Source organism: Streptomyces sp. NPDC048254, assembly GCF_043201895.1.
Taxonomy (GTDB): domain Bacteria; phylum Actinomycetota; class Actinomycetes; order Streptomycetales; family Streptomycetaceae; genus Streptomyces.
Genome location: NZ_JBICZJ010000024.1, coordinates 92296 through 105265 on the forward strand (window position 1 = coordinate 92296; position 12970 = coordinate 105265).

The following is a 12970-nucleotide window of genomic DNA, read 5'->3' on the forward strand; positions in this document are numbered from 1 at the left end:
TACCATCGCCCACCCACACTCCTCTTTACCAGTTCCCACGGAGAGGAGTGAACACAGCCTCATGACGCAGCGAACGGTCCTGTCGGGAGTGACGTTGATCGACGGCACGGGGAGTGCCGCGCGGGCGAATGCGGCCGTGGTGATCGACGGCGCCGTGATCGCCGAGGTGGGTCCCGCGGACACGGTGCCGACGACCCCTCGGGACACGGTGTACGACCTGCGGGGGATGACCCTGTTGCCCGGCCTCATCGACTGCCATGTGCACCTGCGGTCCAACGCGGGCACCCGGCCGCACGACGTGCACCTGTGGAACATGCTGACCTCGGTGGAGGAACAGACCCTCCATGCCGCGGCCAATGCCCGTGAGGCGCTGCGGTCCGGTTTCACCACGGTCCGTGACACCGCCGGCTCGCTGCCCGAGGTGGCGGTCAAGCACGTGGTCGACGAGTACGTCCTCGACGGGGCGCGGGTCGTCGCCTCGGGTCTCGTGGGCATGACCGCGGGGCACGGCGACATGTTCTGTCCGGCGACGCTCGACGAGAAGCGGATGTGGCCGCCGGCGGACGGGGTCGACGAGTGCCGCAAGCGGGTCAGGCAGTACGCCCGGATGGGCGTGGACCTGATCAAGATCTGCACGAGCGGCGGCACGCTCTCCCTCGGCGACAAGACCGAGTGGCGTAACTACACGGACGCCGAGATCGACGCGATCGTCGACGAGGCACACGCCCTGGACCTGCGGGTGGCGGCCCACGCGCACACCCGGGGCGGGATCACGGCGGCGCTGAGCGCCGGGGTCGACACGCTGGAGCACGGCTCCGACCTGGACGACGACCTCGTCGAGCTGATGCTCGAACAGGGCACCTTCCTGTGCCCGACCCTTTCGATCAGCGAGTTCATGACGGAACACGGGCCCCGACGCGGCCTGGCCGCCGAGCAGTTGGACAAGGCGGAGCGACTCCGCGAGCGCCGGCTGGCGTCCGTGCGCAGGGCCTATCGGGCCGGCGTACGGATCATCTCGGGCAGCGACTCCTCCAACACGATGCGCTTCGGGAACCACGCGCGCGAACTGGAGCTGCTGCACGAGCAGATCGGCATGACACCGGCGGAGGTCCTGGTCGCGGCGACCTCGGCGGCCGCGGACGCCCTCGGCCTCGGTGCCAGGACGGGGACGGTCGCCCCGGGGAGGTGGGCGGACCTGCTGCTGGTGGACGGTGATCCGCTCGCCGATCTGCGCGTGCTCGCCGACCGGCGGCGGCTGCGCGCGGTGTTCCGCGAGGGCCGGGCGGTGGACCCGGGCGCGGCCGAGTCCGTCCCCGCCGCCCTGGCCGCGCGCCGCCGTCCCTCCGATCCGGCCCGTCCGGCGCCCCGGGCGTCGGCGCCGGCCGCCGCGATGTAAGGGGAGAGACCCAGTGCTGCGTTATCTGTCGATCCGTGTGGTCCGCTCGCTCGCGGTGGTCCTCTGCCTGAGCGCCATCGTGTTCGCCCTGGCGCATCTCGTCCCCGGTGACCCGGCGGCCCTGATCGCGGGCGAGAACTCGACTCCCCAGCTGCGTGCCGAGATCACCCGGCAACTGGGACTCGACCAGCCCGTGTGGTCGCAGTACCTCAGCTGGATCGGGCACGCCGTCCGGGGCGACCTGGGGTCGTCCCTGCTGGACGGGCAGAGCGTCGCCGCACAGGTCGCCGCCCGCCTCCCGGTGAGCCTGGAACTCGCCGTCTACGCCGCGGTGATCGCGGTCCTGTGGGGCATTCCGGCGGGGATCTGGTCGGCCATGCACCAGGGGCGCGTCAAGGACCGGGTGGTCAACAGCGCTGCCTTCATGGGGCTCGCCGTCCCGCCGTTCGTGGTCGGCACGGTCATGGTCCTCCTGGTCAGCACGCTGGCACCGGCCTGGCCGCTGTTCTCGTTCGTACCGTTCTCCCAGGACCCGCTCCTCAACCTCCAGGTGCTGCTGCTCCCCGCGGTGGCACTGGGCATCCCGTTCGGCGCGACGCTCTGCCGCTACATGCGGACCGCCGTCCTCGACGTCGAGGGCCAGGACTTCATGCGGACGGCGACGGCGAAGGGCGCGGGACGGCGACGGCTCATGCTGCGGCACGCGCTGCGCAACGCGCTGGTGCCGGTGGTCACCGCCGGCGGCCTCCAGCTCGGGGTGCTGGTCGGCGGCACCGTCATCGTCGAGCAGGTCTTCGCCCTCCCCGGGCTGGGCTCGCTGATCGTCAACTCCATCACCCAGCACGACTTCACGGTCATCCAGGGCGCGATCCTCGCCCTGGGCGCCTCCTACGTGCTGATCAACCTGGTGACCGACCTGGTCTACCCCCTCATCGACCCCCGCATCCGGACGACTGGAGCCCGCCGTGACGGTTGAATCCACCGCGTCCGCCGTCACCGTGACCGCGGCGCCACGACGACGGCTCCGCCTCGGCTGGAACCCGACGCTGACCACGGGTGTCTGCATCCTCGGCGCGATCGTGGTGCTGGCCCTGCTCATCGCCGGCTTCGGCCGCTACTCGGCGGAGGACGTCGGCGACTCGCTGCTCACCGGTCCGTCGGGAAGCCACTGGCTGGGCACCGACAACCTCGGCCGTGACCTGTTCACCAGGACCTTCGTCGCGGCCCGGCAGTCCCTCCTGGTGGCCTTCGGGGCGACCACGCTCGCCGCGCTGATCGGCGTGCCGATCGGTCTCGTCGCCGGCTACAACGCCCGACGTCTGGACGCGGTGCTGATGGCGGCGATGGACACCGCGATGTCCATCCCCTCGGTGCTGCTCGCGCTCGTGCTGGTGTCGGTCTTCACCCCGGGCATGTGGGTCCTGATCACCGGCATGGGGCTGATCTTCGTGCCGTACTTCGCCCGGATCGTGCGTGCTCCGGCGCTGACCGTGCGCGAGCGCGACTTCGTCTCGGCGGCCCGCATCGCCGGGGTCCGCACCCCGGTGATCATCGGCCGCCATGTGCTGCCGAACGTGCTGTCCTCCGCGCTCGTCCAGTACGCGAACACGGCGGCGACCTGCGTCCTGGTCGAGGCGTCCCTGAGCTATCTGGGCCTCGGCATCCAGCCGCCGACGCCGAGCTGGGGCCGGATGATCTTCGAGGGGCAGCGCTACATGAAGGACGACCCGCTGCTGGTGATCGTCCCCGGCATCACGCTGGCCGTCGCCACCGCCGCCTTCGGCCTGATCTCCGACGGCCTGCAGGAACAGCTGAACCCGCGCGGCAAGCGCCGTACCACCTGATCGGACGTCGGTCCACGTCACTTCACCCTCACGTTCTTGAGAAACAGGCGGTCACCATGACGAACCATGTACACACGCGCAGAACCGCGCTGGCGCTCGGCGGGAGCACGCTGGCCGGCCTGCTGCTGGCGGGCTGCGGCGGCACGGCCACGGCCGGCAAGGTCTCGGGCAAGCCGGTCAGCGGCGGATCCCTCCTCGTGGGCCTCGACGGGGAGCCCACCGTCGGGTTCGACCCGCATGTGGCCCAGGCGTACTTCGACCAGCAGATCGTCGCGCAGTTCTACGAGGGTCTGCTGAGCCTGGACAGCAAGGGCAAGGTGCAGCCCGGCCTCGCCAAGAGCTACCAGCAGGTGAACCCCACGACCTACCGTTTCACGCTCCGCGACGGGGTGACCTTCCACGACGGCACCAAGCTGACCACCGATGACGTGATCTTCAGCCTGAAGCGGCTGATGGATCCCGCGATCAAGTCGCCGTACACGCAGCAGTACAAGATCAAGACGGTGACCGCCGTGGACAGCAGCACGGTGGAGGTGAAGCTCAGCGCCCCCCAGCCGTCCCTGTACAACTTCCTGGCCCGCCCGTGGAGCGGCGCCGTCATGAGCCGGAAGTGGACGACGTCCCGCACCGGCAACCAGCTCAAGCAGTCGGAGAACGGCACCGGGCCCTTCGCCCTGAAGAAGTGGACGAAGGGCGTCTCCATCCAGCTCACCGGTTACCGCGACTACTGGGAGAAGCCGAAGCCGTACCTCGATTCGGTCACCTACCGGCTCATACCCGACGAGACCTCCCGCGTGGCCTCGCTGCGCTCGAACTCGGTCCAGCTGCTGTCCTTCCGCGACCTGCGCATGGTCGAGGACGTCAAGAGCACGAACGGCGTCACCGAGGCCAACGGGCCCCTCGTCTCCAGCATCTGGCTCAACATGAACACCCTGAGCGGGCCGCTCGCCGACAAGCGGGTGCGGCAGGCGTTCAACCTCGCCATCGACCGCGACACCCTGATCAAGACCCTGGGCAGCAGCTCCGCCACCTTCGGCTACGTCATCCCGCCCCAGGACCCGTACGGCACCACCCCCACGGCCTCCGACCCGATGTACCAGCAGAACCAGGCCAAAGCGAAGGACCTGCTCAGGGCGGCGGGGCAGAGCAAGGTCAGCATCGAACTGCTCGCCCCCAGCGACCCGGCCTACGGCCCCGACATCTCCGCCATGGAGCTGATGAAGGCACAGCTGTCCAAGGTCGGCATCACCCTCAACCTCAAACTCGTGCCGTTCGCGAGCATCGTGCCGCACGTGCTGGCCGGCGACTACCGCGACATGGTGATGATGACCAGCGTGCTGAACGCCGACCCGAGCCAGTACCTCGACCTGTGGTTCGCCAAGGGCAGCCCGGGGACCAAGGTCAAGGACCAGCACCTGTGGGACCTGATGGCCGCCGCGAAGGCCGAGGAGAACAACGCCAAGCGGGTGACGCTGTACCACCGACTCGCCCAGTACATCGCCGACGAGGCCTACCTGCTGGTGCCCTACGCCAAGGCCGTGCGGGGCGAGGCGTGGAGCGACCGGCTGCACGGCTACCAGCCGGATGCCACGGCGACCCGGCTCAACCTGAAGAGCGCGTGGCTGGTGCCGTGAAAGCCGACACACTGACTCCCCCTCGGGCCGGTACCGAGGCCGACGGCGCCGGCCCGGTCCTCGATGTCTCGGGACTGCACATCGGATTCGGCGGCTCGGACGTGGTCTCCGGTGTGGACCTCCGCGTCAAACAGGGCGAAGTGGTCGGCCTGATCGGCGAGAGCGGCTGCGGCAAGTCCAGCGTCGCCCTCGCGGCCATGGGGCTGCTGGGCTCCGGTGCCTCCGTCCGCGCCGACCGGCTGGTGGCCTGCGGCACGGATCTGCTGGGCAGCAGCCCCTCCGAGCTGGAGAGCCTGCGCGGCGACCGGGTGGCCATGGTCTTCCAGGAGCCCATGACCTCCCTCAACCCGTGCATGCGGGTGGGCGCACAGGTCGCCGAGGTGCTGCGGATCCACGGCAAGGCAGGCCGGCAGGAGGCCCGGGAGCGGGCGGTGGAACTGCTGCGCCTCGTGGAGATCCCCTCGCCCGAGCGCCGGGCCCGGCAGTTCCCGCACGAACTGTCCGGCGGCATGCGGCAGCGCGTCGTCATCGCCATCGCGATGGCCGGCAACCCACGCCTGCTGCTGGCCGACGAACCGACGACCGCGCTGGACGTCACCGTGCAGGCCGAGATCCTGCGCCTGCTGCGCTCCCTCCAGGAGGAGCACGGCATGGGGATGCTGCTCATCTCGCACGACCTCGGTGTCATCACCGCCATGTGCAGTCGCGTGCAGGTGATGTACGCCGGTCAGGCGGTCGAGTCCGGCACCGTCGACCAGGTGCTGAACGCGCCCCGGCACCCGTACACCCGGGCGCTGCTCGCGGCGGTGCCCCGGACGCGGGAGAGCGGCGGCACCCCGCTGACGGCGATCCGCGGCCAACTCACGGACGACGCCCGCCGGTTGCCCGGTTGCCGCTTCGCGCCGCGCTGTCCGCTGGCCGCCGACGCCTGTACCGCGCCCCAGCCGTTGCGGCCGGTCGGCGACGGGTGGGTGTCGCGCTGCTGGCGCGACCTGGACGACGCCCCGACCGCAGCCGGAGGAAACGATGAGTGACACGCAGCCCGACCTGGCCGGGAGCGAGCCGCTGCTCGAACTCTCCGGCATCGGGCACGAGTTCGGCGGTCGCCCGGGCCGTTCCGGTGTCCGGGCGGTCGACGACATCACCCTCGCCCTGAATCCCGGCGAGACGGTCGGCCTGGTCGGCGAGTCCGGGTGCGGCAAGAGCACGCTGGGCCGGATCGCGACCAGGCTGTACCGGCCCACGCGGGGCGCGGTGCGCTTCGAGGGCAAGGACATGACGCACAAGCCGAAGGGCGCCGACCTGAAGGCGTTCCGGCGTGCGGTGCAGATGGTGTTCCAGGATCCCAACGGTTCGCTGAACCCCCGGCTGCCGGTGGGCTCCAGCATCGAGGAACCGCTGCGCGCCCGGGGCGTGGCGCGCGCCGACCGGCGTACGCGCTTGGCGGAGGTGCTGGAGGAGGTCGGCCTCGACGCGGCGGCCGCCGCCCGCTATCCGCACGAGTTCTCGGGTGGTCAGCGCCAACGCCTCGCGCTGGCCCGCGCGTTGGCCCCGCAGCCGTCCGTGATCGTCCTCGACGAGCCGACGTCGGCGCTGGACGTCTCCATCCAGGCGCAGATCCTCAACCTCCTCCAGGAGATCCAGCAGCGCGACCGCATCGCCTACTTGTTCATCTCGCACAACCTCGGTGTGGTCCGGCATCTCAGCGAGCGGGTCGCGGTGATGTACCTCGGGTCGATCGTCGAACTCGCCCCGGCGAAGGAGTTGTTCGAGGCTCCGCAGCATCCGTACTCCATGGCGCTGCTCTCGTCCGTTCTGGAACCGGGGGACGACGGGCCTGGCGAGCAGATCGTCCTCAAGGGCGAACTGCCCTCCCCCTCGGACATTCCGGCCGGCTGCCCCTTCTCCTCCCGCTGCTGGCTGGCCGACGACCACTGCCGCAGCGAACGCCCCGCGCTCACCGAACAGACACCGGGCCATCTGACGGCATGTCACAAACCAGGGAGTCACTGATGACGGACACACTGCGTCGCGGCTACGCACCCAGCCGTTTCGGTCAGTTGCACTATGTCGAGTGCGGCACGGGCGAGCCTGTGCTGATGCTCCATCAGACGCCCCGGTCCTGGACCGAGTACCTGGACGTGCTCCCCCGCGTCGGTGCCGTGCACCGGGCGATCGCCATGGACACCCTGGGCTTCGGCGCCTCCGCGCAACCCGACGAACCCCACACCGTCGAGCGGTGGGCGGACGCGGCCGACGACCTGATCGAGGAACTGGGCCTGGAGGAATTCCATCTCGTGGGCCACCACACCGGCGGGGTGATCGCGGTGGAGCTCGCCGCGCGCCACGGGAAGCGGGTCTCCAGTCTGTTCCTGTCCGCGACCCCCTTCATCGACGACGAGAAGCGGCGCACGGTGAACCAGCGCAAGCCCGTCGACCATGTCGTCCCCCGCCCCGACGGTTCGCATCTGCTCGAACTGTGGAACCTCCGGCGCCCGTTCTACAAGGACGGCGAGGAGGCCGCCCTCAACCGGTTCATGGTCGACGCGTTGACCGTGCTGGACCGGGTGGAGGAAGGGCATGTGGCGGTACGGGGCTCGATGATGGACCAGCGGCTGCCCCTCGTCACCGCCCGCACCCTCGCCGTCTGCGCCTCCGAGGACCACTTCTCGATGCCGGGCCTGGAGAAGTTCGCGGACGCCGGCTGCGAGACGCTGGTCATCCCCGACGGACATGTCCCCGTGCCGGAGCAGCTCCCCGAGGAGTTCTCCCGGCACATCCTCGAATGGGTGGCGGCGGGATGACCACCGTCAGCGATGTCCGGGTGGCCGACGAGCGGCCCAACTCGGTGCTCGGCAAGGTGAGTCTCATCCTGTCCGCCTTCGGGGACGACGACTTCTCGCTCGGCCTGGCCGAGCTGACGTCCCGTACCGGCATCGCCAAGGCCACCGTCCACCGGCTCTGCCAGGAACTCGTCGCCACCGACTTCCTGGAACGAGACGGCTGCAACTACCGCCTGGGCGTACGGCTTTACGCGATGGGCCTGCGCTCACCCCACCAGCGCACCCTGCGCGAGGCGGCCAGGCCCGTCATCGAGAACCTCGCCCAGAGTCTCGACAACGCCGTCATCCTGGCGATACCGCACGACTCCGAGCTGCTGTGCGTCGAGAGCCTCGGCACTCACCGCAACCGGGCCCGCTCCACCTCAGGCGGCCGGCGCCTGCAGTTGCACAGCACCGCCGCGGGCAAGCTCACCCTCGCCCTGCTCCCCGAGCAGTACCCGCTCGCCCGGATCCTCCCCCTGACGGTCCGCTGCACTCCGCACACGCTCGGCCCCGCCCAACTACCCGGCGAACTCAGGCGTATCCGGGAGCAGGGTCACGCCGTCGAGGTCGAGGAGAAACGCCTCGGCTACCTCGCGGTCGCGGTGCCCGTGCGCGGCACCGGCGACGCCTACCTGGGCGCGCTGTCGGTCATCGCCCCCACCGCGGGCAGCAGGATCTCCCGGCTGCTCCCGGCCCTGACCCGGGCGTCGAGCATCATCACGGCGCGCCTCGCCCGGTACGAGTCCCTCCTCGCTCCGCTGTGAGGGCGGGCACCGCACCGCCTTCGACGAGGGCCGCCACGAAGCCCGCGGGATTGTCGCGCATCATGTGGTGGCCCGCGTCGGGGACCTCGACGACCGGGATGCCGGCCGCCCGGACCGCGTGTTCGTCCTGGTACGGGCGGCTGCGGGTGCCGAGCAGCATGACCCGGGGCTGCGGAAGACCGAAGAAGATCTCCGCCGTCCCGGGAGTGGTACCGCCCACCAGGCTCACCGCGCTGCGGTGCAGGATCGCGGGGTCCGCCGCTCGCACCCGTGCCGCGTAGTCGGGCTCCAGCCCCGCCAGTACGGTACGGAATCCGTGGCTGACGAAGTCCTCCTCCCGATGGGCCGCGATGGCCGCGCTGTACAGGCCGCCGCCGGCCCGCAGGTTGGGCTCGGCCACGACGACCCGCGAGGCCAGCTCCGGGCGCGCCGCGGCGAGGACGATCGCGATGCTCCCGCCCATCGAGTGCCCGATGAGAACGGCGTCCCTGATCCCGCAGTGGTCCAGGACGGCGGCGACCGCCTCGGCATGGGCCTCCAGCGTGCCCGGGAACGCCTCCGGACGGTCGCTGAACCCGTGCCCGAGGAGGTCGAGGACCACCGCCCGCCGGCCGTGCAGGTCGGGATGGGTGACGGTCCCGGCGAAGTCGGCGGAACCGGCGCACCCCAGCCCGTGGATGTACACCTGCGCGGGGCCCTCGCCCGGGATGTCGATCCAGCGCATGCGACCGCCGGCCGCCGGGATGTACGTGGATCGCATCAGTGCTCCTCAGCAGGTGTCGGGCAGCGGGAGGCCGGCGGGTTCGCCGGTGCCGTTCTCATCGCCACAGCCGCCTGTCGTCCGGCACCCCGGCCAGGCGCTCGGCCGGGGCGTGGGTCGCCTGGGGTTCCCGCAGCGGCACGACGCCGACGCACCGGCCGTCCCGGTCCAGCAGCCGTCCCATGTGCTTGACCGTACGCAGCACCACCGAGCGGTCGTCGATCACGAGGCGGGGCAGCCGGCGCGACAGGTGCGCCTCGAAGGTGTGCACGTCGGCCAGCGCGCGCAGCCACACGTCGATCACCAGGTTGTGCGGGCCCGCGGTGATCGCGCACGACCGGACCTCCCGTACACCGGACAGCACGCGGCTGGTCTCCTCCAGGTACTGGGCGGGGACGGACGCGAAGTACACCGCGGACAGCGGCCAGCCGGACAGCGGCCTGGCCAGGTCGCAGCGCAGGCTCACCCGCGAGGCCAGCAGCGACTGGAGTCGGCGGCGCACCGTGGTGAGACCGACGCCGGTGACGGTCGCCAGGGCGCGTATCGACATCCGGCCGTCGGAGCTGAGCAGTTCCAGGATCTGCGCGTCCAGGGCGTCCCAGGGCGAGCCGGTCCCCGTGCCCGCATCGGGCGGAACGTCCGACGCGTGGCTCGCCTCGATACGGGCGCACTGGGCCGCGTCCAGGCTGCGCAGCCGCCAGCGGCTCCCCTCGGTCGGGACACCGGTGGAGACGTGCGTACGCGTCGCCCGTACGCCTGGTGTCTGCTGGAAGAGCCGGGTGGTGAGGTGGGCCAGTTCGTCGAGATCCCTGGTCTGTACGGCGGTCACGACATCGCGTCCGCCGGCCGTGATCTTGACGTTCGCCACGGCGTGCTCGGCGGCGAGCGCGCGTGCCACGTCCTCCGCGACGCCCGGCTCGGTGTCGACCTCGACGATGCCCGTCACCACGATCCGGAAGTCGGAGAGCCGCGGATAGGCGGTCACCCAGGCCAGGCCGGCCTCCTCCAGCCGCTGCCAACGCCGGGCGACCGTCACCGGATTGACGCCGAGCACGTCCCCCACCAGAGTCCACGGGGCCCGAGGGTGGATCTGCAGCGCGTGCACGACACCGCGGTCGAGTTCATCGAGGTCCGACGCAGCGAAATCCTGCGCCTCCTGAGACGGCGTATTCCTGCGTGCCCGACCGGAATCACGACCGGAAGCTGCACCGCAGCGCGGGGTTCTCTCGTCCATTGCAGACTCCCTTTCGCCTGTTCCTGACACCGAGGTGCCCGATACCGGGGTTCCTGATACCGAGGAGTGATTCGGCCCCACCATGACGGATGCCATGACGCAAGAGACCTTCAGGACCGCGCTGCGAGTCGAGAACGCCCGCCTCATCGACGGTACCGGCGCCCTCCCGGTGGACGACGCCGTCATCGTCTCGGATGCGGAGGGAACGCTCACCTACGCCGGCCCGGCCGCCGCGGCCCCGCCGATGCCCGGTGACACCGCCGCGGTCCGGATCATCGACGCGGGCGGCCGGACGGTGCTCCCCGGGTTCTTCGACTGCCACACCCACCTCGCGTACGCGCAGGGCTCGCCGCCCGGGCGCCGTGGCGAACTCGACCCGGTGCTGGTCACCTACGACACCGCGACCCGGCTCCGGCAGACCCTGGACGCCGGCATCACCACCGCCCGTGACCTGGGCGGACTGTCCACCGGATTCCGTACCGCTGTCGAGACCGGCCGGATCGTCGGCCCCCGGCTGCACACCGCCGTACGGATCATCAGCCACACCGGCGGGCATGCCGACTTCCGGCTGCCCGACGGCACCGACCTCAGCGGCGGCGAGATGGCGGAGCTGGCCGACACCGTGGACGAGTCCCGGCTCGCGGTACGCACGATGCTGCGCGCGGGCGCCGACGTGATCAAGATCTGCGCCACCGGCGGTATGGCCAGCCCCTACGACCAGCCCGAGGACGAGGGACTGCTCGAAGAGGAGATCCGGGCCGTGGTGGACGAGTGCCGGCGGCACGGCGGCAAGCCGGTCGCCGCCCACGCCCAGGGCACCGCGGGCATCCTCAACGCCATCCACGGCGGCGTCACCAGCATCGAGCACGGCTACGGCCTGGACGAGCAGGCGCTGGACCTGGCGGGCGAGCGGGGGACCTTCGTGGTGCCGACGCTGTCCACGGTGTTCGCGGGGATCGACAGGAACACGATGCCCGCGCACCACTACCAGAAGAAGATCCGCTGGTCGGGCATCACCAAGGAGAACATCGCGCGCGCCATCGAGCAGGGCGCCCGCATCGCGCTCGGCACCGACGCCGCCGTCTGCCCGCACGGCCAGAACCTGCTGGAGCTCAGCTATCTCGTGGAGCTGGGCATGGACCCCATGGCCGCCATCGTCGCCGGCACCCGCACCTCCGCCGAACTCCTGGGCCTCTCCGACCGGCTGGGCACGCTGGCCGCCGGCAGGACCGCCGATCTGGTCCTGTGCGAGGGCGACCCGCTCACGGACATCGGGGTGCTCGGCGATCCCGGGAACATCGTGTGCGTCGTCCAGGACGGCGTCGTACGCAAGGATCTGCTGCCGCCGGCCGGACGACGCTGACGTTTTCATGTGCCGGCCTTCCCGCTCCGGGCGGCGGAACGGAGGTCCGGCAGGACCGCGGAACCGACGGTCTCGATCAGTTCGGCGGGCGCGTCGTAGGAGCCGACGTGCTGCAGGAAGACATCGGTCACCCCCGACGCGCGCAGTGTCCGGAGCCGTTCCGTGATCTGTGCGGCCGTTCCGAACAGGCAGAACTCCTGGGCGAACCGGACGGCCGCGTCGTCGCTGATCCAGGCCGAACAGATCCTGACGGCCGCGTCCCAGTCCTCGGCGTGCACGAGGTCCGGACAGACGCCTTCCACCGTCGCCGGGACGTCCACGTCGATCCCTGCGAGGGCGAGGAAGGGCGCGCCGCCGTTCTGCGCGATCGAGGCGCAGATCGGCTTGATCTGGCGGGCCTCGGCCACGATGTCGTCGGTCACCGCGCAGAACGCGGAGACGGTCACCGGCAGTGTCCCGGCACTCCGGCCGACCGCCTCGGCACCTTCCCGCACCCGGGCGGTGGCGGCGGCCAGGGTTCGCGGTGAGACACCGCTGAGCAGGATGACACCGTCGGCGATCTCACCGGCCAGGCGCAGGTTCCGCGGCCCGCTCGCGGCCAGATGGATCGGCACCGAGGGCTGGGGATCGCGCAGCCGGGAGCGGGCCCTGCCGTCGAAGTCCCACTCGTGCCCGTCCAGCAGCGCGCGCAGCATGCTCAGTCCCTCGCGCAGTTGTGCCGCGTTGGTCTGCCGCAGGCCGACGGGCGCCACGGAGCTGTTGCCCACGCCGAGGCCGAGGGTGAACCTGCCGGGCGCGAGTTCGGCCACGCTGCGTGCGGCCGAGGCGACGACGGACGGGTGCCGGGTCGCCACGTTGGTGACGGCGGTACCGAGGCCGATCCGCTCGGTGCCCAGGGCGGCGGCGGTCAGCGTGGTGAACACGTCCCGCCACAGCAGCTGCGAGTCGGGGAACCACACCTGGTCGAACCCGAGTTCCTCGGCCCGCCGTACGGTCCGGGCCACCCGGTCCGCCCGGTCGCACGGAGGGATGCGCACCCCGATCCGCAGCGGGCCCTTGTCCGTGCTCACCGGCACCTCTCGAAGAACGCTCATGGACAGCACCCTAGGAAGGACCCGGCTGCCGCCAAACGTCCGCGGTCCGTTGAGCG

The 12970-nt window shown here is 71.0% G+C and carries 12 protein-coding genes; 9 read left to right on the forward strand and 3 right to left on the reverse strand.

Going from position 1 to position 12970, the window contains the following annotated elements; genetic code table 11:
* Positions 1 to 61 precede the first annotated feature (61 nt).
* Genes ACGFZQ_RS44680 through ACGFZQ_RS44715 form a run of 8 tightly spaced genes read left to right on the forward strand, consistent with a single transcriptional unit; the run spans position 62 to position 8463 of the window.
* Complete coding sequence (locus tag ACGFZQ_RS44680) at positions 62 to 1396, forward strand: amidohydrolase family protein (RefSeq protein ID WP_393845298.1); 1335 nt, start codon at positions 62 to 64, stop codon at positions 1394 to 1396.
* A gap of 13 nt (positions 1397 to 1409) precedes the next feature.
* A complete protein-coding gene (locus ACGFZQ_RS44685) occupies positions 1410 to 2372 on the forward strand; it encodes an ABC transporter permease (RefSeq protein ID WP_351733918.1) in 963 nt (320 codons plus the stop codon).
* A complete protein-coding gene (locus ACGFZQ_RS44690) occupies positions 2362 to 3240 on the forward strand; it encodes an ABC transporter permease (RefSeq protein WP_351733920.1) in 879 nt (292 codons plus the stop codon). Before ACGFZQ_RS44685 ends, ACGFZQ_RS44690 begins: the two co-directional genes overlap by 11 nt.
* A 56-nt stretch (positions 3241 to 3296) precedes the next feature.
* Positions 3297 to 4874 (forward strand): ABC transporter substrate-binding protein, encoded by a 1578-nt coding sequence (locus ACGFZQ_RS44695; protein WP_393845299.1) that lies wholly within the window; start codon positions 3297 to 3299, stop codon positions 4872 to 4874.
* Positions 4871 to 5908 (forward strand): ABC transporter ATP-binding protein, encoded by a 1038-nt coding sequence (locus ACGFZQ_RS44700; protein WP_393845300.1) that lies wholly within the window; start codon positions 4871 to 4873, stop codon positions 5906 to 5908. Before ACGFZQ_RS44695 ends, ACGFZQ_RS44700 begins: the two co-directional genes overlap by 4 nt.
* On the forward strand, positions 5901 to 6887 hold the full coding sequence (locus tag ACGFZQ_RS44705) for an ABC transporter ATP-binding protein (protein WP_393845301.1): 987 nt from the start codon (positions 5901 to 5903) through the stop codon (positions 6885 to 6887). Before ACGFZQ_RS44700 ends, ACGFZQ_RS44705 begins: the two co-directional genes overlap by 8 nt.
* Positions 6887 to 7678, forward strand: a complete 792-nt coding sequence (locus ACGFZQ_RS44710) for an alpha/beta fold hydrolase (RefSeq protein WP_393845302.1) — start codon at positions 6887 to 6889, stop codon at positions 7676 to 7678. The genes ACGFZQ_RS44705 and ACGFZQ_RS44710 overlap by 1 nt, the downstream gene beginning before the upstream one ends.
* Positions 7675 to 8463, forward strand: a complete 789-nt coding sequence (locus ACGFZQ_RS44715; RefSeq protein ID WP_393845303.1) for an IclR family transcriptional regulator — start codon at positions 7675 to 7677, stop codon at positions 8461 to 8463. The genes ACGFZQ_RS44710 and ACGFZQ_RS44715 overlap by 4 nt, the downstream gene beginning before the upstream one ends.
* Here the strand turns inward: ACGFZQ_RS44715 and ACGFZQ_RS44720 are convergent.
* On the reverse strand, positions 8417 to 9223 hold the full coding sequence (locus tag ACGFZQ_RS44720; RefSeq protein ID WP_393845304.1) for an alpha/beta fold hydrolase: 807 nt from the start codon (positions 9221 to 9223) through the stop codon (positions 8417 to 8419). The genes ACGFZQ_RS44715 and ACGFZQ_RS44720 overlap by 47 nt on opposite strands.
* Before the next feature lie 58 nt (positions 9224 to 9281).
* Positions 9282 to 10457, reverse strand: coding sequence for an Lrp/AsnC family transcriptional regulator (locus ACGFZQ_RS44725; RefSeq protein WP_393845305.1), 1176 nt, complete (start codon positions 10455 to 10457; stop codon positions 9282 to 9284).
* A gap of 82 nt (positions 10458 to 10539) precedes the next feature.
* Here ACGFZQ_RS44725 and ACGFZQ_RS44730 point away from each other — a divergent pair, with 82 nt between their 5' ends.
* A complete protein-coding gene (locus ACGFZQ_RS44730) occupies positions 10540 to 11820 on the forward strand; it encodes an amidohydrolase family protein (protein WP_393845306.1) in 1281 nt (426 codons plus the stop codon).
* Between the two features lie 5 nt (positions 11821 to 11825).
* On the opposite strand, the gene ACGFZQ_RS44735 is transcribed toward ACGFZQ_RS44730, so the two are convergent.
* Entirely contained in the window at positions 11826 to 12914 is a 1089-nt protein-coding gene (locus tag ACGFZQ_RS44735; RefSeq protein WP_393845307.1) for an LLM class flavin-dependent oxidoreductase, read from the reverse strand.
* Positions 12915 to 12970: the final 56 nt, after the last annotated feature.